This window comes from Nonlabens dokdonensis DSW-6 (genome assembly GCF_000332115.1).
GTDB classification, from domain to species: Bacteria; Bacteroidota; Bacteroidia; order Flavobacteriales; family Flavobacteriaceae; genus Nonlabens; species Nonlabens dokdonensis.
The window spans coordinates 1,890,989-1,912,736 of record NC_020156.1 but is presented as its reverse complement, the minus strand read 5'-3'; the positions used below and the strand labels follow the sequence as shown (position 1 = coordinate 1,912,736).

Genomic DNA, 21,748 nt, shown 5'->3' with positions numbered 1-21,748 from the left:
CTTTCAACCACTCCTGATTGCATCGTCGCTGGTGCGACGAGGTCAATCTGTCCTCGCCTTTTCTAAAGCGAGGAGTTGAACATCAATATTTTAAACTTTAAATGTCTAGTATTCTTATATCGAACTCACGTTAAAATACGATGTTACGTTCAAAATGTGGGTTAACTATTCCGCTTTCGCGAAAGCAAGATCAACACCAACTTTTTATTACATCAAATTCCTGTCAGAAGCGTCAAACTCGCGGTAATATTGCTCCACGATGTGTATGGTCTGGTTCATCAAGTCTCTAGTTTCTAGCAGCAAACTAAAGTAAAGCGTGGTATTCTTAGGCGACTCTTCATCATCCTTAGTTCTATGTACTTGCTTATCGATTTTCTCATTAACCAGTTCAATCAGCTGTCTCTTCTCTAAAATTATAGTCTCTAAACTATTGAAATCTTTTGTCGTAAAAATTTCTTGTGCGTCATCAAATATTTCATGAATACGTAAGATAATCTCTTTAAGATCTTTAATTTGAGTAAACTTAAGGCTCTTGTGATTATTACTAATGTGCTTATTGCTAGATTTTGCAATGTAATCGAGCGATTGCGAAATATCTTGAAGATTACCGAGTACCTCAATGTAAAACTTACTTGCTCCTAAGTTTTTCTCATCTAGGTTTTTAATAAAGAAATAAATGTTATCTCTTAAGACATCGATCTCACCAGATAATTTTTTACTTTCTTTTTTAGAAGTCTTTAGAATCGTCAGATCCTGCGCAATCAAGCCATCAAGAGTGTTTTTATAGATGCGCTTAGAACGTTTAAAAACAGTCGCCACATTATCAGAGCTTTCATTAATGATTCCTTGTATGGTTTTACTTTCTGCTTTTTTAAGTTCTTCTGTCTCTTCTTGTTTTTTCTGAGATTTTTTATGGCCTATAAAACTACGTATCAATAATAGCACAGCTAGTACTACTAGACCTACAACAGCATACATACCACCTATGTAAATAATGTAAGCAAATAAGGCTGCCGCAGTAAAAGCACTGAAAGCCGTGAAGAACCATCCGCCTATTACATTTAATACACCTGCAATTCTATAAACGGCACTTTCTGTTCCCCAAGCCTTATCTGCTAACGAGGTTCCCATTGCTACCATGAAAGTAACGTAAGTCGTAGAAAGTGGCAGCTTGTAAGAAGTAGCTACAGAAATTAATATACTGGCAACCATAAGATTTACTGATGCTCTTACGTAATCAAATGCAGGCTTATCTGCATGCTTAGGTACTATTGCTGGAGCTGGTGCTTTTTCAAATCTAGAGCTTATGTAATTTGCCGTTCTTTCCGGTACAATACGCTCTATTCCTTCTGCAGCTAGTAAAGAATAACGTACTAATAATCTAGAAAGAAAATTAGATTGAAAACGCTCTGTTCCTGAGTCTTGTCTTGCAAGATCTACAGAGGTTTTTACAACAGCCTGAGCTTTAGAAGAAAACCACAAGGTTGCCACCATGATCAATCCAGCAGCAACGAGCAACCATTTATTAGAAGGTAATTTCTCTCCTAAAAATGACATGTTAATCTCACTAGCTTTAAGACCTGTACCTTCTGCAAATTCCCATGCTTGATAAGCTCCTATAGGAACTCCTATAAAATTCACTAGATCATTTCCTGCAAAAGCCATTGCTAGACCGAAAGTTCCTAAAATAATAATGAGCTTATAAATATCTAGCTTTAAAGCAAAAACATATATAAAACTGATGATACTCCAGAAGATAAAAGAAACACCTATAAATGTATAGACATCAGTTGAAGTAAGAAACTCTGTCACAAAACCTAGATCAGCTCCTTTAAGACCTTTAAAAATGATAAAGTAGAACAAACTAGTTAAAGAAAAACCGCCGAATAAGGCAGCGAGATAATTAGGTCTATTTCTAAAGTCAAACGTTAATAACAACCTCGAGAAGAACTGCACTAGTCCACCTATAATAAATGCCACGACGACTGAGAGTAAAATACCTAGTATGATATCAATCGCAGTGTCTGTTGCGATGTATTTACCTAAATTTAAAATGGTGTCACCGTCATTTTGATTGATCTTGATAACAGACATACATACCGCTGCACCTAACAACTCAAAGACTATAGAAACCGTTGTAGAAGTAGGTAAACCTAAGCTATTAAAGAAATCTAGTAGTAAAATATCAGTAATCATTACCGCCATAAAGATGATCATGACCTCATCAAAGAAAAATTCCCCAGGATTGAAAATCCCTTTACGCGCGACTTCCATCATACCGCTGGAAGATATTGCTCCAAAGGCAATACCTATACTCGCAATAATCATAATAGTCTTAAAACTTATCGCTTTAGAACCTATAGCACTATTTAAGAAATTCACTGCATCATTGCTCACTCCTACTACTAAGTCCGTAATGGCTAGACCAGCAAGAATAATAAGCATGTATATATAAATATCAGACATTTACTTAGTTTTTATTCAGTCTGCAAAAGTCGGCTATATCGATAGATTAAATGTTACGCTACTGTTATGAATGAGGTTACCGCTTTCGCGAAAGCGGAATAATTACAATCCTTTTAAACAAAAAAAGACCACTCGTGCGAGTGGTCTTTTTTCAAAGAGTAAAATTAATTACTTAAAATTTAATCCCGTAACTTAAAGAAAAAGCTGTTTCTGGACTACGGAAAGAGAAGGTTCTATTCTCCGCTCCAAAAAATTCATACTCACTTTCTACATCGTCACCTAAAATATTTTCTACCTTGATACCAAAGCTATGCTTGATTTTATCTCCAAAAGTTTTATTTGCAGTTAAATTAAGAGAGTTAAAAGGTAAAGTGTACACATCAGGAATATCACCAGAACCTACAATCTGTAATGTTCTACCTTGAACATTAAAAAATGTACCGATTCTCAAGTCATTCTCAGTTTCATAAACTAAACCAGCATTAATAAGATAAGGAGACTGACCTTGCAATGGTCTTGTATCATCAAGAGTCTCGCCGTCTCTTAATGTATCTCTTCTATTTGCTTCTTCATCTTCACTATAGTTTTGTTGAGAATCAATTACAGAAACATTTAAAGTAGTATTGAAGTTTTTAAGGCCAGGAGTAATAAAACCTAGATTCTTTCTTACTTCAACTTCTGCTCCTAAAACTGTAGCATTTCCTAAGTTAAGTGGTGTAAACTGCCCTTCTGCTTCTCTAATAAAACTAAGCTCTATAGGATCTGTAAAGTCTTTATAGAAAGTACTGAAGGCAAAGAAATCGCTTCCATTACCATAGTTTTCAATCCTTAAATCTATATTGTTAATATAAGTAGGCTGGATATCTCGATTACCTATGAAGAAAAAGTTAGAAACCGGATCAAAAATCTCAGCATCTGACGCTTCTTTAAAAGATGGTCGTGCTGTTGTTCTTGAATAAGATCCTCTCAACTTGAAACTTCTTGCCTCGTTTAGATCGTAAATTAAGTTTAAGCTAGGGAATAAGTCTGCTTTATCAATGAACTTAGCATTATCTGAAATCTGTCCTTGTTGATTCTGACCTGAATAGGTTAAATCAAATTTTTCAAATCTAAGTCCTACGATAGATTTTAATCTATTAGTAATTTGAAATTCATCAGAAACATAAGCACTTCCTATTGTTATCTGAGAATCAAAGTTGTTAGTAATATTAAAATCTGATCTTACTGCAACTCCAGAACCGGTAGCTGGATCATAAATATTTGCTGGATCTAATATTTGATTAGGGTCACCATTAAATTGTGAACTTTGGAAGTTTTGCAAAATAAATGAATATTGATCTACTGCAAAATCTCTGTTTTTATAGGTAAAGCCTGCTCCGAATCGAAGTTTTGCAGCTTCTGAAAACAATTTATGCTTTTTAGTTAGGTCTAATCTAGATGCTAAGTTAATTTCTTCAAGCTCTCTAAATAATCTTGTAGGATCTCCTGCTTCAGAAGGTTCTATTGTTGGTACACCTCCATCAATTCTAAATGGAGTGGTTCTAAAATCTTTATCGTCTACTCTTGAAAGTGTTGGAGCTATTTTCCACTCTGTGTTCCATGACCCATCTTCATTTGTGTGCTCTCCAGAAATAAGAACGTTAGTTAAAGAACGTTCTGTATAGGTTAAAACGTCTTTTTTGATTTGGTTTGAGGAACGCTCAGCATTTTCTTGAAAAATTAAAGCTGCATTAGATTCTCCATTTTGAATATGCAGTAAATTGATACGGTATTTTGAATACTGTGTTTTATAGGTTACCCCTAATAATCCATTTAATAATACGTTATTTGTTCCTATGGAACCTTGTTGAGTTCTATCTACTCTAGGATCATTGTTTGAGGTATCTGCTCTTTTTCTGAATACTTGACCATCAATGAAATTGTCGTAAAATTCAGTTTCATTTTTATAAGCAAGAGAAGCAGTAAATCCTAAAGCATTACCACTTTCAAACTTATACTTGTTACCACCTGCAAAGCTAAAACCGAAGTCCATGAAGCTTTTCTCTCTCATCGCAGCAAGTTCTGGATTAAAACTTTGAGTTAAGGTTCTTACAAACTGCCCATCTTGCTGTAATAAAGGTATAGTAGTTCCTATAGCTATAGGAGAATCTCTTTGACCATCATCAAAGCCTAGAAAATCTGTATCACTACCATTGTAACTTAAGTAATCATCATTGAAGTGCATAGAAGGATTGTATCCTAAACTTAAACTAATGGAATACTCTTCACTTGATGGAATATCTTTAGTTAATATATCAACGATTCCACCAGTAAAATCAGAAGTCAAATCTGCAGTAGCAGATTTCTTTACTTGTAAGTTTTCAATCACACCAGTAGGAAAAATATCTAATTGTAGTGCATTCCTGTCTGGATCTAAGCCTGGAACTTCCATTCCGTTCAATAAAGTTTTAGTGTAACGGTCACCTAGACCTCTTACATAAACAAATTTACCATCTTGAACTGATACACCTGGTACCGCTTTTACCGCGCTTGCAACAGAAGATGATCCAGATTTTTTAATAGATTCTGAAGAAAGACCATCAAGTACTACAGTTGCGTTTTTTTGTACATCTAAAACTGCTTTTTCTGAATTTTGCCTTTTAGTAACCGTAATTACAACACTTTCTAGTGCATCAGCAGCAGTAGTAAGAGTTACATCTAAGTTTGTTACTTCTCCTGACTTGATAACCACATCTGTGATTTCTTTAGTACTATAACCTACAAATGTAAATACTATAGTGTAAGTTCCAGGCTCCATCTCTATAGAATACTTCCCATCAAAATCTGATGCAGTTCCATAGTTTGTCCCTTTTGCAGAAACATTTGCAAAGGCTAGAACATCGTTAAAGTCTCCATCTATTACTTTACCTGAAAGAGTACCATTTTGTCCAAATGAATAAAAGAAACCTAAAAAGAAGGTTGCAAGCACTAAAAGTTTAGAATTTTGCATTTTTAAATATTTATATCTTTAAATTGAAAAAATGCTCATCATATTATTTTATGATGAGCATTATAGTTTTAATATGATTCAGTTTAGAATCCTAATCCTGCAGTTGCATTAGAGTAAGTCCAAGAAAAAGCAGATAAATCCGCTCCTCCACTAGTACCAGCAGTTGCCCATTGTGTAGCATCTGAAGTAAATGAAGTAATTGTATTTTCATCTATATCATTAGCATCATCTTCATCATCACAGTTTTGTGCACAACCTACTTTCTCAACAAATATGTCATTTGCAGCAGCTACACCTGATGGTAGATTAATTACCCAGTTACTGAATGTAAGATCACCATCTAAGTAATTTTGAGCAACACCATTATTATCTAGTTCAACATCACTAGATGATTTAAAACCTGTTGCATAAACATTGTTAGTTGCTCCTTGAGCTCTACTTCTGTAATCTGCATACTCACCGTTAGGAGTATTTGCGTTTCCAAAGATAGTTGCGTTGTTGATTGTAAAAGAACCGTTCAGTGAACCTTCTGGACCATCAATTTCAAAAGCATGGTCAGAAATATCACCTAAAACAACACCAGCATTTGTAATAGTACCAGAATAAGCTTGATCGATATCGATAGCATCATCTCCTACTGCCCAAACAAATAAGTTGCTTGCGTTAACAGTACCTCCGAAAAACTCAATTCCATCATCAACATTTGCTACAACTTCTATATTAGATATTGTAGTTCCAGTTCCTACTCCACCTAGAGTAAGACCGTTAATCTCGTTACCTTCACCGATGTTTGTACCACCATGACGGATAGATACATAATTCATTACACCAGAGTTATCTGCTGGATTTGAACCTCCATAAAGACCGTTAGTATCACTTGCAGGAATACCTTCGATTTGTGCAGCAGCTACATCACCTCTTAATGAACTAGGTGCGTTACCTAAAACGATAACTCCACCCCAAAGACCGCGGTCATTTTGGTTAAGGTTAGGTCCGTTAGTTTGACCTAAAGCGATATTATCTGCTATACTAGTGAATATGATAGGCTCAGCAGCAGTACCATTTGCTTGGATAGAAGCTCCTCTAGCTATAATAAGTACAGAAGCATTTGCTCCTTGACCTGGCAAACCTTTGATAATAGTTCCTGGCTCGATAGTTAATACAGCTCCACTTGTAACAGTAGTTCTACCTTGTAAATTCCAGATACGATCGTTTGTAAGAGTCTTACTTTCTGAGATCACACCAGAAATTTGATTATCTGATAAATCTGGACCAGAAATCGCATCATCATCATCACCACAGCTAGTAATAGCTAGAGCAGCAATGGCTAACATTGAAATAAATAATTTTTTCATCTTTTTTTGAATTTTAGTTTTCAGTTTGATGCTGCAAAGAAAAGTTTAAAGTTGAGTAATGACGTTATAGACAGATTATCAAAAAAGGTCATTTTATTAAATTACAGTTAAGCATGTTATCTTAAGGTTAATTGAGGTCTCTATTTATTAATTTATCTTGCACCCAAAATTGATATTTAATGAACTGGCAACAACTACTTTCACTTAAAAGATATGGCGACACAAAGCCTAGACCTCGTGCGTTGCAAGATGAGTTGCGTTTAGGCTTTGAAGTAGATTATGACCGTGTTATTTTTTCACAACATTTTAGATCACTACAAGATAAAACTCAAGTAATTCCTTTAAGTCAGACTGGATTTGTACACACAAGACTCACACATAGTCTTGAAGTGAGCGTTGTAGGGCGTTCTTTAGGAAGAATGGCCGGTAAACTGATATTAGAAAAGCATCCAGAGCTTGTGGACTCTGGTTACAAACAGCAAGATTTTGGAGCTATAGTTGCTGCGGCAGCATTAGCACACGACATAGGTAATCCACCTTTCGGTCATAGTGGGGAAAAAGCTATAGGTAGTTTTTTTAAAACTGATCGAGGAGCTGAGATGATAAGTACGCTTTCGCGAAAGCAACAACAGGACCTACTTTCTTACGAAGGAAATGCAAATGGATATCGATTATTAAATCTCGATACTCCTGGAACATCTGGCGGATTAAGACTGTCTTATGCTACTCTAGGCGCATTTATAAAATATCCTAAAGAGTCGCTACCGTATAGACCATCCAAACATATTTCACAGAAGAAATACGGAATTTTTCAAGCTGACCTTGATCACTTCAGTGACGTCGTAAAGGAATTAGGATTAGAAAATGAAACCGATGCGCCAGAATCCCATTACCGTCATCCACTTACCTATCTTGTAGAAGCGGCAGATGATATTTGTTATACCATCATTGACTTTGAAGACGGTATCAATTTAGGCTGGATAAGTGAAGATCATGCGTTAGAACAATTAATTAATCTAGTAAGAGATACCATAAGGACAGAAGTTTACACCCAACTTTCTACCACTCAAGAACGACTTTCTTATTTAAGATCATTAGCCATTAACAACCTCATCACAGACTGTGTGGAGCTATTTATGAAACACGAAGCTGAGATACTAGCTGGAAATTTCAAACATGCGCTAACAGACAAGTCTAAATATAAAGCTCAAATAGATGATATCTTAAGACTTACCGTTAATAAGGTATATCAAAATGAGGAAGTGATTCAAAAAGAGATCGCTGGTTATAAAATCTTGCAAGATATCCTAGCCGCTGCGGTAACCGCAAGTATTAATGAACTGAATGATTGCGCTACTTCTTACGATCAGTTGATATTAAGATCCTGTAAAGAATTGAAATTAAATGGAACAAATACTTATGAGCGTATTCTAGACGTTTGTGGTTATGTAGCTTCTTTGACAGACAGCAAGTCCATCGCATTGTTTCAAGTGATTAACGGTAAGATTTAAATACTTAGAATCGTTTAATAAAATCAATATCTTTAGAGAAGAAAAATGATGTTATGAAAAAAAGGTTTGTTTATGCTGGTCTGGCTCTTATTACAGCTGCAATAGCAGGTTGTAACGAGATTTCCAGAGAAAAAGAATTATCTACAAAAGAAGCTCGAGAAATGCATCAAGCTTTTGTAGAAAATAGTCCTTTTAAAGAAACTAAAAACTTATCACGCAAAGAACGTAAAGAGCTTTCTTTACCTCCTAATTCCTATAATGAGCGTATGTGGGAATTAACTATGAATCCACGATTAGGATTTCCTACGCCTTATGAGGTAGCATTAATTGATACAAATATCTTAAAAAGCGCACCTGGCTCCAGTACAAGACCTTGGGAAGAAAGAGGACCATCAAATGTAGGTGGTAGAACAAGAGTCGTCTTTTACGACCCTAATGATGTAGGCGCAAATAATGGTGATGGAATAGATTACAATAGAGTATTTGCTGGTGGAGTAAGCGGTGGACTTTGGGTGAATAATGACGTTACTGACAACAATTCTTCTTGGAACATCATTCCTGGACTAGCATCAAACTTGAACGTTAGTGCTTATGCCATTGACCCTAACGATTCTATGACTTTTTATATAGGAACTGGAGAACAATATGCCGCTGGAGCAGCTGTAGGAAATGGACTTTATAAAACAACTGATGGAGGAAACACTTGGACAGCAGTCCCTATAACGCCTGCAGGAGCAGGAACATTAAATACACCATCTGATTTATTTACCGCTGGAATATTTTTCATAAACGATGTGATAGTTTGGGATAATAACGGAAATAGTGAAGTTTATGTAGGCATAGGGTCTACTAATTATGCAACTCCTAACTTCAATATTTCAAATCCTAACAATATACTCGGAGCTCAAAACGCTGGTCTATATCGCAGTAGTGACAATGGCGCGAACTGGTCAAGAATAGAAAATCCATCTATGGAGTATTCTTTCGGTGGTCAAACTTTTTATATCGCACCAAATGATTTTGAAATAAGCGCAGATAATAATCTGTACATGGGATCTATTACAGTTCCTGGAACAAGTTTCGGTGGAGGACGACTTTACAAATCTACTGATGGGTTGAACTGGAACCTTCAAAGCACCATTCCTGGAGCAGATCGAGTAGAAATAGCTTGTTCCGCTACTAACCCTAATTTGTTTTATGTTGCCGCCCAAGTTTTCAATCAAGGAGACTTGTTTGTAAGTAATGACGCTTTACTTACAACAACGGCTATTAATGAACCAGATGATGCAGACAGTTCCATACCACCTAACGATTTCACTCGAGGACAAGCTTTTTATGATCTGGTCATAGAAGTAGACCCTACAAACGATCAAATTATCTATGCCGGCGGAATAGACACTTTTAGATCCACTGACGGTGGTACTAATTGGGATCAAATTTCCAAATGGATTGATGCCTTCGGTCTTGAGTTTATAAACGCTCCTTTTGTTCATGCAGATATTCATGCGCTTACCTTTCATCCTACAAACACTAATCAAGGTCTAATAGGAAGTGATGGTGGAGTATCATGGGCGAGCTCTTTTAGCAATGCAAATATTTCTTCTAATGCAATAAGCACAAGAATTAACGGCTATAATGTTACTCAGTTTTATTACGGCAGTATAGCGTCTAACATAGGTAGAGGCGATGACATTGTAGGTGGCACGCAGGATAATGGAACTCAAGCCATTAATAATGCTATCGCAGGATCAAATGATTTTACTCCAGTTTTAGGTGGAGATGGCGGCCATACTGAGATAGATGATATAGATGGCTACGCAGTAATTACCTCACAATATAATAATCATAGAGTGGTAGGCTATCCACAATACGATTTTAGATATTGTGCAAGTACGATTAATTGCAGCGATAATCCTCCTAATGCAGATGGTGATTTTATTAACGTCGCAGAACTCGATCGCAATCTGGACGTGCTTTATTCCAATTCGAGAAATTTCAACGGTACAAATGCCATTGAAGTGTGCGAGTTGTTTGCTTCAGCAGCCATATGCGATAATATTTCAAACAATTTGATCTCAGGTAATAGACCTACAGCTTATAAAGTTTCTCCATACACAACAACAAGTACCACATTGCTGGTAGGTACAGAATTTTCTACTGTTCTAATTGTTACAAATGCTAATACCAGCAACCCTATTTTTTTAAATATTAGTGACCCTAACTTTTTAGGAAGTGTATCTGATGTAGAGTTTGGTTTATCTGAACAAGAAATTTATGTTACCATGCATAATTATGGAGTAGAAAATATTTGGTATACCAATGATGGCGGAATTACATGGAGCCCAAAGGAAGGTAATCTTCCAGATATTCCCATTAAAGCCATCTTACCCAACCCATTATTACCGGGAGAAGTGATTATAGGAACAGAATTAGGAGTTTTTGCTACAAGTGATTTTAATAGTGCAAATCCGACATGGCAACCGCTTAGAAACGGAATGACTAACGTGAGAGTGGTAGACCTTGACTTGAGAACCGCAGACAATACTATTCTTGCTACAACACACGGTCGCGGGATGTTTACCGGTACTTTTGATACCTTAAGTATCTCTGAATTTGAATTAGAAAATCTAAATATCCAGATTTACCCTACAGTTTCTAATGGTAATATTACTATTTCTTCTACCACTGAAATTGCAGAAACTGAGATCAAAGTTTTTAATTTAAGCGGTCAGCAAGTGTTTGACACTATAAAAGATATAGGATCACAAGAAACGTCTCTTGAGCTTCCCTTGAAGAGTGGTTTTTACCTCATTCAGCTGTCTTCAAAGGGTAAATTACACACGGAGAAAATTATCATAAAATAATTACAGCAACCTGTCAATTAATTTCAAAACACTCTCTCGATCTATTCCAGCGATTTTATACAAATCGGCAGTAGGGCCATGTTCTATAAATTGATCTGGAATGCCTAGTTTATGAATTTTTACTGTTTCCGCTTTCGCGAAAGCCTTATTAAAACCAGCCGCTAGATCGCAAATAACACTTCCCAAACCTCCGATTGTAGTTCCGTCCTCAATGGTAATGACGTGTTCGTGGTTTTCAAAAATACTCTCTATAGCTTTTTGATCAATAGGCTTTAAAAAGCGCATATCTAAATGAGTACAGGCAAGGTTCTCTTGATCCAGCAATTCTTCAATCATCGTCCCAACTGGTCCTATACTTATAACAGCAATCTTTTCACCTTTCCTAAGCAACCTTGAAGAACCTATTTCTAGCTTTTTAAAAGGTTGTTTCCAATTCACAATTTTGCCACGACCTCGCGGATATCTAATCGCAATGGGTAATTCCAATCCTTGAGAAGCAGTAAACATCATATTTCTCATTTCCACAGCATCCATAGGCGCTGCGATAATCATATCGGGAATACAATTTAAATAAGCTAGGTCAAAAATACCGTGATGCGTCGCACCGTCTTTCCCGACCAAACCTGCACGATCTAAACAAAAAATCACAGGTAACTTTTGCAGTGCTACGTCATGAATAATTTGATCATAAGCACGTTGCAAAAAAGTAGAATACACATTACAAAAAGGCACTAATCCTTGAGTGGCCATTCCTGCAGCGAGTGTTACTGCATGCTGCTCTGCAATTCCTACGTCAAAAGCACGATCTGGTAGCGCCTCCATCATCATTTTCATAGAACTTCCTGTAGGCATCGCAGGTGTAATCCCTACTATTTTTTCATTTTCTTGAGCCAGTTCTACAATCGTATGCCCAAAAACATCCTGAAATTTAGGTGGCAACTTGCTACTATCACTCGCTTGTATCTCTCCGGTAATTTTATCAAATTTTCCTGGTGCGTGATAACGCACTTGATCTATTTCTGCCTGCTTCAGTCCTTTCCCTTTCACCGTTCTCACGTGTAACAGTCTTGGTCCTTTTAAGCTTTTTTGTCTTTTAAGTTCGCTCAATAAAAGAGGTAAATCATGACCATCAATCGGTCCAGAATAATCAAAGTTGAGCGATTCAAAAATATTGTCGTTGCCAGTTTCCTTACCAGATTTGGTTTTAGTCAGGTAATATTTTAAAGCGCCTACACTTGGGTCTATTCCTATCGCATTATCGTTGAGAATTACTAATAAATCTGCACCGCTTACACCAGCGTGATTCAATGCTTCAAACGCCATACCGCTGGCAATACTCGCATCGCCTACTACCGCAATATGTTTTCTGTCTTCGCTTTTTAAAGCACTTGCCATCGCCATTCCTAGAGCAGCACTTATAGAAGTAGAACTATGACCAGTTCCAAAGGTATCGTACTCACTTTCTGATCGTTTAGGAAAACCAGAAATCCCGCCTAAATCACGATTGGTATGAAAAACATCACGTCGACCGGTAAGTATCTTGTGACCATAAGCTTGATGCCCAACATCCCAAACCAATTGATCATCTGGTGTATTAAAAACATAATGCAATGCAATAGTCAACTCTACCACACCAAGACTAGCACCTAGGTGACCTTCTTTTGCAGCTACTATTTCTATAATAAAAGCTCTTAATTCTTGAGCAATTTGTTCTAGCTCGCTTTCGCGAAAGCGTTTTAAATCATCAGGATTATCTATCGTTTCTAGCAAAGTCTCAGACATAAGTCAAAGGTAAGCCGAAAAAGTAATTAGAAGATTTAAGGATTTGGTAATTTGTTGATCAGGTAATCAGTTCTTTTCAAACCTAAATCTTAAAGCATATAAAACCCTAACTTTCTCACTATTTTGTTCACCAGGAATAAAATGTGGCAACATTTCAATTACGCGTTGAAGTTCCGCTTCAAGCTCTGGATGTTCAGCTATAGCCATAATCTCTGTTATCAAACCGTTTGCATCAATTATAAACTGAGCCTCTACTTTGTATGTGGATACTAAATTAAAATCAACAATCTCTTTATTGAAATTATCATTCACATGTTTGTCTACTCTATTTACAAAGAGTTTTTAATTTTCTATTTCAGAAATATCTTTTGGAGAATCAACAAACCGTGGTGTTTTATCAACAATAAGAAACGGAATATCTTTAATCACTTTTGGAAACGATTTGATAACATGATCTAAATCAGAGACTTTATTCTCTAAAATAATAGGTAATGCATATGTAACAGCCACATTTTCACCTTTATTATTTTTACTAGGCTTAAATAAAGGAAGTAATTTCAGAACTCTTCGAGCTTCCTTTTCTAGAACTTCGTACTTAGATTTTACTTTTACATCAGTTACCTTTCCTGTTACATCAATTTTAAATTGAGTTAAAATTCTATGCCTACCTAAGATCGTTGTATCCAATACCTTTTCATTAAAATGAGTTTTAATATGTTGCTGTATGAGGTCACTGAAGTACTTTCTTCGTTCTGCATTATTCATACCACTAGGAGTATTTGGAAATTCTGGTGGTTGAGCAATTGTATATGGGCTTTCATCAAAAACATGATGATCTATTGAAAACGCACCTTCTATAGTAATATCTCCCGTGGTTTCGGTTTCAATTGCAGGTGGCGGCGCAGCGTCAAAACCTCCAGTTATAGGAATCACCTCATCACTAGAATCAGGTTGTAAATTTTGACCGCATTCGACTTCCGTAGAATCTATAATTGCTTTAGGTGGTGGAACCACTCCTAACATTAAAGAGTCGGCATCTTCTAGTTCAATCACCTCAACTGCGTCAATTTTTTGTTTATTGCCACTATCATTCACACAACTAAATAAAGTTGTACCCATAACAATTAATAACGCCAATGCAAAGAACCGATGTGCTAGACGCGGCTCCAAAAGCATTTTTGCAGGTATTTGCACCACAACACGATCGAGTTGAGATTTATAAATTCGCCCACAAACACCGTTGTGCATATTTTCTTTAAGATAATTGCTGATCTCAAAGGAGCTCATTTTTGTGAAATCAATGACAGTCTTCTCGCAAGAAGAACAAAATCGGCCTTTTGCAGAAGGCGTCATTTGATTCCAGTCCTCATTACAAGGCTCTGGAATTTTGAAGGAATAGTATTCTTTCATGGTTAGTGTTTTAAATTAAAAACTAACCTCATCAAAAGTCTTGCCTATTATTTTTAGTACTACTTTTTGAATATCATAGGAACCAATAAGAAAAGTATTATTCTTGGCATGTTTGGTTACAATTGCTAAAATTAGATAATGATCTAAAATCATATAATGAGACCTGATTTAGACGATGACAACACAAATAGTTGGCATGTCAAATCTTACAGGCTTTTTTACAGATAGTTAGTTGAACATGATTTCATTCTAAACGTATCTTCTTTTGATAATAGCTTAATCTGCTATTCTTCCTTTTATTTTTAGCTTTATTTTTACCAAATGATAGAACCATTTGACCACGAGTATTTCATGAGAAAAGCACTGCAAGAGGCGCAGGCAGCTTTTGATCGTGATGAGATTCCTGTAGGTGCAATTATTGTCGCCCAAAATAGAATTATTGCAAAGGGGCATAATCTCACAGAAACTTTAACCGATGTAACCGCACATGCAGAGATGCAAGCTATTACAGCGGCGTCAAGTTTTATAGGTGGAAAATATTTAAAAGATTGTACACTTTACGTGACTTTAGAACCTTGCCAAATGTGCGCAGGCGCTTTATACTGGTCTCAAATAGGAACTATAGTTTTTGCAGCAAGTGACGCTCAACGCGGCTATCAAACTATGGGAACTCAGCTACATCCCAAAACAAAAGTGATTCAAGGAATTCTAGAAGAACCTTGTGCACGTTTAATGAAAGAGTTTTTTGTAAGAAAAAGAGGATTGAATTAAATTTTTTAAGACTTTAAAATCATTCATAGGTGCGGACTTAAGTCCGCACCTATGAATGATATCAAGAATCAAATCGTGCTTTCACACGGTGAGCAATATCTTGCATTTCTTCATCGCTCAAACTCACTTTGTTGATAAAGCGCATATCTTCCATATCTCTCAACGGAATCAAATGAACGTGAACGTGAGGCACTTCAAGTCCTATAACAGACATTCCTATGCGCAAACAAGAAACCTCTTCTCTTAAAGCAAGTGCTACCTTACGTGAGAAAGTCATCAAGTTAAAATATGTCTCACTATCCAAATCAAAAATCTTATTCACTTCCTTCTTAGGAACACAAAGCGTATGTCCAGGAGCATTAGGATTGATATCTAGAAAGGCAATAAAATCATCAGTTTCTGCAACTTTGTAAGATGGAATCTCACCGGTTATAATTTTTGTGAATATGCTCATGATTATCCTCTTGTAATTTCTAGCACCTCAAGTTTTATGGTTCCTACTGGTACGACAGCTTCTGCCACTTCACCTACTTCTTTACCTAGTAATGCTTTTCCTATAGGTGATTCTACAGAAATATGACCTTTAGAAAGATCTGCTTCACTTTGAGCGACGAGCTTGTAATTCATCGTCATTTTGTTGTTCAGGTTTTTGATCTTTACCGTACTATGAATTAATACCTTTGATAAATCAAGTGTATTTTCATCAACAATACGCGCGCTAGAAACAATGGCTTCTAACTTAGAAATACGCATTTCTAGCATTCCTTGAGCTTCTTTTGCAGCGTCATATTCTGCATTTTCACTTAGGTCGCCTTTATCTCGAGCCTCGGCAATTGCTTGTGAGGCAGCCGGTCGCTCTACGTCTTTCAACTGTTTTAGCTCGTCTTTTAATTTCTTTAATCCTTCTTCTGTATAATATGATACGTTACTCATAATTTCTTTTTTTGATTGTTTTGTTCTCGCTTTCGCGAAAGCGAAACTATTATAACCCTTTATAAACACAAGCCTCATTGCTTACTTCATGGCCTGTAATTACAAAAAACAAAATCCCATCATTGCTGCGGGATTATCTAACAAATATAATAAATATCGATCAGTTCGTTATACTTTTACAATCAATTGATTTTTATGAAAATGCGCAAGGCTTATCTACTATCTTTAATGTTTGTCATTTTTGCTTGCTCGAGCGACGATGGCCGTAATAACAACCCATTTCTGGTAGACATAGGTTTTCAAGTAGATTTGAATACCAACCTACCACAATTCGGCAATCTGAATTTTCCCGGCAATTCTCTGGTAGTTCCTAACCAAGGTTTAAGAGGCTTTGTGATCTATAATCTAGACAACTCGCAATACGTGGCTTACGAGCTGAGCGACCCAAATCATTCTCCTAATTCGTGTTCTAGAATGACTATAAGCGGCATAGAAGCAACTTGCCCTTGCACCGACGATAATAATAAGTATAACATCATTACTGGCCAGCCTATTCAAGGTAATGGTCAATATGGCTTAAAAGCTTATCGAGCAGAGCGTATAGGTGCCATCATTAGGGTTTCTAATTAAAAAGTCGCAGTTTGCAGTTGCAGTTTTTAGCAAAGCTAAAAACCACAACTACTGCCTACTAATATTTTGATTTGCGCAGCAATATCAAAATCCACCTGCCTACTGCTTACTGAAACTGAGAACTAGAAATTCAAAGTAACTCCAACTAAGAAATTAATTCCCGCTTGCGGATAAAATCCAGCTCCTTCTACTGTAGATATCGTTCCTGGATTTGAAAAATCATCGTCAAATGTGAAGTAGTAACCATTAGAAACAAACTTCTGATCAAATATATTATTTACTAGTCCAGTGAAAACTACAGAGTCAAATATAGATTTAGACTTTACCGTATATATGAGATTCAAATCGTTTAAGAAATAACTATCTAATTTTGACGCATCTGCTTCTGTATTGCTCATAAATTGCTCTCCTACAAATTTACTCAATAGGGATATTTGTAAGTTCTTCACTGGCTGATAAACAAATGCATTTGCTGCTACTACATTGGGTGAAAAAGCTATATCTGTACTACCTAGATTTTGTAAACCGCCGTCAAAAGACCTAATCGTTTCTACATTTCTATTAGAACTTACCGCAAGATTAGGCTGAATGGTAAATTTGCTGCTCACAGGAATAATCGCTTCTAGCTCAATTCCTAATCGGTAACTCTCACCACTGTTCGTTCTAATCGGTGCACCTACATCGTTGATCTCACCACTTAAAACGAGTTGCTCGTTATAAAGCATCACATACGTATTTGCATTAAAAGTGAAATTTCCATTTTTATGACGCCACCCTAATTCAAAATCATTAAGCTGTTCTGGCTGCACGTTAGGATCACTTTCAAAATCATCTCGATTAGGCTCTCTATTTGCTCGAGCATAAGAAAAATACAAGTCGTTATTATCATTGTATTTATAGGTAACACCTGCTTTGGGGTTGAAGAAAGTAAAGTTTTCATCTACTAGAAACTCTGTAAGATTTGAGTTGATACCTGATGTTTCATAATTCACATTTCTTAATTGCAAATCGCCATATAACTGGAAACGATCATTCAATTTGTAAGTAGCTTTAGAAAACACAGAAAAATCATTTTTCTTACCGTTTCCTTCATAGTAACGATCTCTGATATTACTCTGGCTAGCAAATCGTGCCCAAATCACTTCTCCAAAGTGATCACCATCATAATGACTTATAGAAGTTCCAAAGATGAGGTCTATCTCATTATTCTTATAGTTGGCATTTGCATTAATTACATAGTAGTCATTATCCAACCATCTTCGGCGCACAAGATCTGTTGTGTTTACCGTTTGTCCATTTACAGTGAGCTCATCAAAACCATAGGTGGCAAAATCATCATCCTCTCTAAACTGTTCAAAGAAACCACGACCATAAGTATAGTTTAAACCTACGTTTGTAGACCAGTTGTTATTATAACGCTCATTCCAGTGCAGTTGATAGTGATCTTGACGGTAATCATCTACCTCATTGTCATAAAATTGCGTGTTTCCATTTTCATCTGTAAACTGTCCTGCAGGATTGAAGGTTCTATTTTCCCTAAGTGTTTCTGCGTCGATACCAAACCATGACTGATAGGTCACGTTATTACCTCCGAAAGTAACTGCCTTGATAAGCGTGTTATCAGTTACATAAGAACCTTGTAAAAAATAGGATTTTAAACTTGTAGAGGCTCGGTCTACATAACCATAAGACTCTATATTAGATAATCGACCAGCGATCTCAATACCTCGACTACGCTCGGCATCTGCACCCATTAGGCCTGTAGAAAACTTCACCGTATGTTTTCTACTGTTAAAACTACCGAAGGAATTAGAAATCTCACCACTAGCTTCTCTAGAAAAACCGTCGGTTAAAATATTGATACTCGCACCAAAAGCGCCACTACCATTAGTACTCGTTCCTACTCCACGTTGTACTTGTAAATTCTCTACAGAAGAAGCAAAATCTCCTAGATTCACCCAAAACGTTCCTAATGATTCTGCATCACTATAAGGAATACCGTTGATCGTCACATTTGTAGATTGTGAACTCACACCTCGTATTCTAAGACCTGTATATCCTATTCCTGCACCAGCATCACTCGTGGTAACAACCGATGGCAAGAAATTCAATAGCATAGGAATATCCTGTCCTAGATTGCGTTTTGCAATTTCTTTTTTGGATAAATTAGTGTGTGTGATAGGAGATTTTGCGTCTACTCGCACGGCTTTAACTAGAACTTCCTCCAGCTTTTCTGCCTCTGTTGAGTCTTTAACTTGTGTGTTTTGCGCCATTGCGAGACTGGTTGTTGCCAGTGCAGCTGCAATAAAAACGCGACGTAAATGTTTCATAAGAACTTAAATTAAGTTCAAATAAAAGGGGCATTTATTCGGTTTGATTAAAATAAAATGTTTGAAGGATTCTCTTGAAATAGACTTTTAAGGTTTACGCTTTCGCCCTGAGCTACCTCAGGATAAACTTCCATTTTGAAATAAAATGGAAAGCAAGAACATAACACACCATATCTATCTAAATCTTTTCCCTTAGCGACATTACTCGCCCAGGTTCCTTGGGTATTATCTCAGCCTTTATTTCTAAAAGCACCCCTTGAGATTGGGTGCAAAAGTAGGTTTTAAAATCAAAAATAAAACGAAAATCAAAAATAAATTGAAACGTTTTTCAAATAAAACAAAACGTATCAACGCTTCAGTGTAAAATGTCCATTATAAACAGCACCATTACTACGCTCAACCCTAAACCAATAGTCGCTTGATGGCACAGGATTACCATTAAAAGTGCCATCCCAGCCTGGTCCTTCTGGACTGATTTGTTTCATCAACTTACCATAACGATCAAAAATATATATTTTGTTCTCCGGTTCTAGAAATGAATGATACAGTTGCCAATGGTCATTAAACCCATCGTTATTAGGGGTAAAGAATCTAGGGTAAAAGAGAAGTGAAATTACTCTTTGTATCTCAGAGCAACCGTCGAGGCTTCTTACAAACACCGTGTAATCACCTGATTCAAGGTTTTCAAAACGGTTACTATCTTGATAATTGAGACCATCTATTGAGTATTCATAACGTTGATTACCTTCAACATAAATAGTTATATGGTTTTCATTTAAAGTCCAATCATTAATCTCAATATTCGTAATTACTGGTTCTGGAAATTGGACTACTTCTATTTCTCTAACGGTTTCACATTGGACCATTCCATAATCATTTGATACCGCTATTGTGTAGATCCCAATACTATTTACTTCGATTGATTGAGAGGTTTCGCCAGTGGACCACTGATAATTATCGTAGCCAAAATCGGCAACTAACTCTAATGGAACACCTTCGCATAAAACCCATTGTTCTTGCATCGACAATGCAGGACTTTCATTTACGGTGATATTGAAATCGGTTACAGCATCACATTCTTGTGCTTCTCTGTGTTCTACACTTACTACTATATTCTGAATTCCTGAATCTAAAATCCCTGTATAATTAGATGGCTCTGGTATGGCAATTCTTTCATTATAGTCTGTGATATTTTCATAATAAACAACATCAAATATGGAGGATGGTTGACCGTTAAGAACGGTATTATTTAATTGCGTAAGGTCAAATTCATAGATACCACTTCCATCAATATCGCATATTGATACATCTTGCGGAGCAAATACGGTAGGCTGTTCAAAAATTCTAATTTCTTTATCATTAGTGTAGACTTCACCATTAGAAGTAAATGTTACTTGAACCATATATGTTCCCACTGAAGAATACATATGTGTAGGATTTTCTAAATTAGAGCTAGAACCGTCTCCAAAATCCCAACTTATTGAATCAATCGTATCATTAAAATTTAAAATGAAAGAAGTGTTTTCTCCTAGACAAATGTTTTCTACTAATATACTAGAAAAGAAAAAGCTTGAAACAAACTGCGGTAAACCCCATATTGATCTTCCCGATCCTAAAAATACGCCATCAAACTGATAGTCAGCTGCAACCCCAGCTTCATTAGGTTTGTTGATCACACCTAAAAAGTTGTGACCAGTATGCGCTACATAAATTTTCCCATCTGGTCCTAGTTGTAATGCACAATGCTCCTCTGTTTCAATAGGGGAAGTCGGTGGATCGTAGCTTAATTCAATTTTAGAAGCAGCAATACTAAATGTAGTAAAATTGATTAAATCATACTGAAATATTCCACCAATGAAAGAACTAAAATATAAATACCTACTATTGGGAGAAAACTCTAGACCATAAGCTATTTCTTGCCCATCTGGTACTGTGACATACAAATTTGCGATTTGAACAGGATTAGATATTATTCCAGTATTGCTGTCAAAGTCTAAGACCTCAATAATGTTATCCCAAGAATAAATTATAGCGATTTTGGATCCGTCAGGTGAAACTTTCATACTGCCCACAGTACTGCCAGTAGTTGAAGGAACAAAACCTACAGCAGAGGTAACAGGGAAGGAATTGATTCCATTATCATCAATCAAATAAGAAACAAATTCATTACTAGCATATTTATGAGCAATAAGCCAAATATCGTTTCCATTAGCATGTGCTACTGCAGTCATTTTTTCTAAAGATGGGGTATGCAGCAATATATTTTTAAAAGAATTTACAGCTCCTAGACCATTGTTTAAAGACATATCTACTATATGGTATCTAAGGCCATCAGGTTGCGCCATTTGATCTAAGGTAAAAATAAAATAAAGATTAGAGTCTCCTGGATGAGGTACGATTATTCCATTTTGAGTACTGGAAGAGGAACCTAGCAAACCATTGCTATTTTGCATTGGAGAGTGAGAGCGATCCCATATCTCAGAACCATTAGAATAAAACAATAAATTGCCGAAACTATCAGAAATTACAGAGCATCCTTCAGATGTATTCATAGCTCCATCTGTTAGCGCAGTAGGAACGCCATTATTGAAAGTAATACCAGCTTGAAATCCAAAATACCAATTGTTTGCCTCGCCTTGGGAAAAACAAAGCTGAACAAATGAAATGGATATTATAGTAATACTTAATCTTAAGTTTTTCACTCTTT

General features: G+C 36.3%; 14 protein-coding genes. 4 read left to right on the top strand and 10 right to left on the bottom strand.

All coding sequences use genetic code 11. The features are described from left to right. Positions 1-207: 207 nt before the first annotated feature. The 3 genes from DDD_RS08450 to DDD_RS08440 all read right to left on the bottom strand — a co-directional run bounded on the left by DDD_RS08450 (position 208) and on the right by DDD_RS08440 (position 6,810). Complete coding sequence (locus DDD_RS08450; RefSeq protein ID WP_015362406.1) at positions 208-2,466, bottom strand: inorganic phosphate transporter; 2,259 nt, start codon at positions 2,464-2,466, stop codon at positions 208-210. 172 nt (positions 2,467-2,638) lie between these two features. Then, a complete protein-coding gene (locus DDD_RS08445; RefSeq protein WP_015362404.1) occupies positions 2,639-5,455 on the bottom strand; it encodes a TonB-dependent receptor in 2,817 nt (938 codons plus the stop codon). An 83-nt stretch (positions 5,456-5,538) separates the two neighbouring features. Further along, complete coding sequence (locus DDD_RS08440) at positions 5,539-6,810, bottom strand: hypothetical protein (protein ID WP_041567042.1); 1,272 nt, start codon at positions 6,808-6,810, stop codon at positions 5,539-5,541. 179 nt (positions 6,811-6,989) lie between these two features. On the opposite strand from DDD_RS08440, the gene dgt reads away from it, so the two are divergent. After that, positions 6,990-8,321 carry a dGTP triphosphohydrolase gene (gene dgt / locus DDD_RS08435; protein ID WP_015362402.1) on the top strand — a complete coding sequence of 444 codons (1,332 nt, stop codon included), beginning with the start codon at positions 6,990-6,992 and terminating at the stop codon, positions 8,319-8,321. Positions 8,322-8,374: 53 nt separating this feature from the next. Beyond that, positions 8,375-11,185, top strand: coding sequence for a T9SS type A sorting domain-containing protein (locus DDD_RS08430; RefSeq protein WP_015362401.1), 2,811 nt, complete (start codon positions 8,375-8,377; stop codon positions 11,183-11,185). On the opposite strand, the gene DDD_RS08425 is transcribed toward DDD_RS08430, so the two are convergent. The 3 genes from DDD_RS08425 to DDD_RS17270 form a co-directional block, all read right to left on the bottom strand. Then, the gene (locus DDD_RS08425; protein ID WP_015362400.1) at positions 11,186-12,967 is read right to left on the bottom strand and encodes a 1-deoxy-D-xylulose-5-phosphate synthase; all 1,782 of its coding nucleotides are present in this window, start codon (positions 12,965-12,967) and stop codon (positions 11,186-11,188) included. It lies immediately after the preceding gene. A 66-nt stretch (positions 12,968-13,033) separates the two neighbouring features. Then, positions 13,034-13,279: an energy transducer TonB gene (locus DDD_RS08420; protein WP_015362399.1), complete on the bottom strand. Its 246-nt coding sequence runs from the start codon at positions 13,277-13,279 to the stop codon at positions 13,034-13,036. Positions 13,280-13,309: 30 nt separating this feature from the next. Further along, positions 13,310-14,377, bottom strand: a complete 1,068-nt coding sequence (locus DDD_RS17270; RefSeq protein ID WP_015362398.1) for an energy transducer TonB — start codon at positions 14,375-14,377, stop codon at positions 13,310-13,312. Between the two features lie 321 nt (positions 14,378-14,698). Between DDD_RS17270 and DDD_RS08410 the strand changes: the two genes are divergently transcribed. Beyond that, a complete protein-coding gene (locus tag DDD_RS08410; RefSeq protein WP_015362396.1) occupies positions 14,699-15,148 on the top strand; it encodes a nucleoside deaminase in 450 nt (149 codons plus the stop codon). A 61-nt stretch (positions 15,149-15,209) separates the two neighbouring features. Here DDD_RS08410 and DDD_RS08405 read toward each other — a convergent pair whose 3' ends face one another. Both DDD_RS08405 and greA read right to left on the bottom strand, forming a co-directional pair. Beyond that, a complete protein-coding gene (locus DDD_RS08405) occupies positions 15,210-15,605 on the bottom strand; it encodes an HIT family protein (RefSeq protein WP_041567041.1) in 396 nt (131 codons plus the stop codon). Next, positions 15,605-16,081: a transcription elongation factor GreA gene (greA, locus tag DDD_RS08400; RefSeq protein ID WP_041567040.1), complete on the bottom strand. Its 477-nt coding sequence runs from the start codon at positions 16,079-16,081 to the stop codon at positions 15,605-15,607. Before greA ends, DDD_RS08405 begins: the two co-directional genes overlap by 1 nt. 201 nt (positions 16,082-16,282) lie before the next feature. Here greA and DDD_RS08395 point away from each other — a divergent pair, with 201 nt between their 5' ends. After that, positions 16,283-16,711: a Rieske (2Fe-2S) protein gene (locus DDD_RS08395; protein ID WP_041567386.1), complete on the top strand. Its 429-nt coding sequence runs from the start codon at positions 16,283-16,285 to the stop codon at positions 16,709-16,711. A 122-nt stretch (positions 16,712-16,833) separates the two neighbouring features. On the opposite strand, the gene DDD_RS08390 is transcribed toward DDD_RS08395, so the two are convergent. Both DDD_RS08390 and DDD_RS08385 read right to left on the bottom strand, forming a co-directional pair. Continuing rightward, positions 16,834-19,041, bottom strand: a complete 2,208-nt coding sequence (locus DDD_RS08390) for a TonB-dependent receptor (RefSeq protein WP_015362392.1) — start codon at positions 19,039-19,041, stop codon at positions 16,834-16,836. A 347-nt stretch (positions 19,042-19,388) separates the two neighbouring features. Next, a complete protein-coding gene (locus DDD_RS08385) occupies positions 19,389-21,743 on the bottom strand; it encodes a T9SS type B sorting domain-containing protein (protein WP_015362390.1) in 2,355 nt (784 codons plus the stop codon). Between the last annotated feature and the right edge of the window lie 5 nt (positions 21,744-21,748).

What these genes read in the sequence shown, in the direction of transcription:
- DDD_RS08395 (WP_041567386.1), top strand. Translation starts at nt 16,283, where the DNA reads ATGCGCAAGGCTTATCTACTATCTTTAATGTTTGTCATTTTTGCTTGC.
- DDD_RS08450 (WP_015362406.1), bottom strand. Translation starts at nt 2,466, where the DNA reads ATGTCTGATATTTATATATACATGCTTATTATTCTTGCTGGTCTAGCC.
- DDD_RS08390 (WP_015362392.1), bottom strand. Translation starts at nt 19,041, where the DNA reads ATGAAACATTTACGTCGCGTTTTTATTGCAGCTGCACTGGCAACAACC.
- DDD_RS17270 (WP_015362398.1), bottom strand. Translation starts at nt 14,377, where the DNA reads ATGAAAGAATACTATTCCTTCAAAATTCCAGAGCCTTGTAATGAGGAC.
- greA (WP_041567040.1), bottom strand. Translation starts at nt 16,081, where the DNA reads ATGAGTAACGTATCATATTATACAGAAGAAGGATTAAAGAAATTAAAA.
- DDD_RS08430 (WP_015362401.1), top strand. Translation starts at nt 8,375, where the DNA reads ATGAAAAAAAGGTTTGTTTATGCTGGTCTGGCTCTTATTACAGCTGCA.
- DDD_RS08425 (WP_015362400.1), bottom strand. Translation starts at nt 12,967, where the DNA reads ATGTCTGAGACTTTGCTAGAAACGATAGATAATCCTGATGATTTAAAA.
- dgt (WP_015362402.1), top strand. Translation starts at nt 6,990, where the DNA reads ATGAACTGGCAACAACTACTTTCACTTAAAAGATATGGCGACACAAAG.
- DDD_RS08410 (WP_015362396.1), top strand. Translation starts at nt 14,699, where the DNA reads ATGATAGAACCATTTGACCACGAGTATTTCATGAGAAAAGCACTGCAA.
- DDD_RS08440 (WP_041567042.1), bottom strand. Translation starts at nt 6,810, where the DNA reads ATGAAAAAATTATTTATTTCAATGTTAGCCATTGCTGCTCTAGCTATT.
- DDD_RS08445 (WP_015362404.1), bottom strand. Translation starts at nt 5,455, where the DNA reads ATGCAAAATTCTAAACTTTTAGTGCTTGCAACCTTCTTTTTAGGTTTC.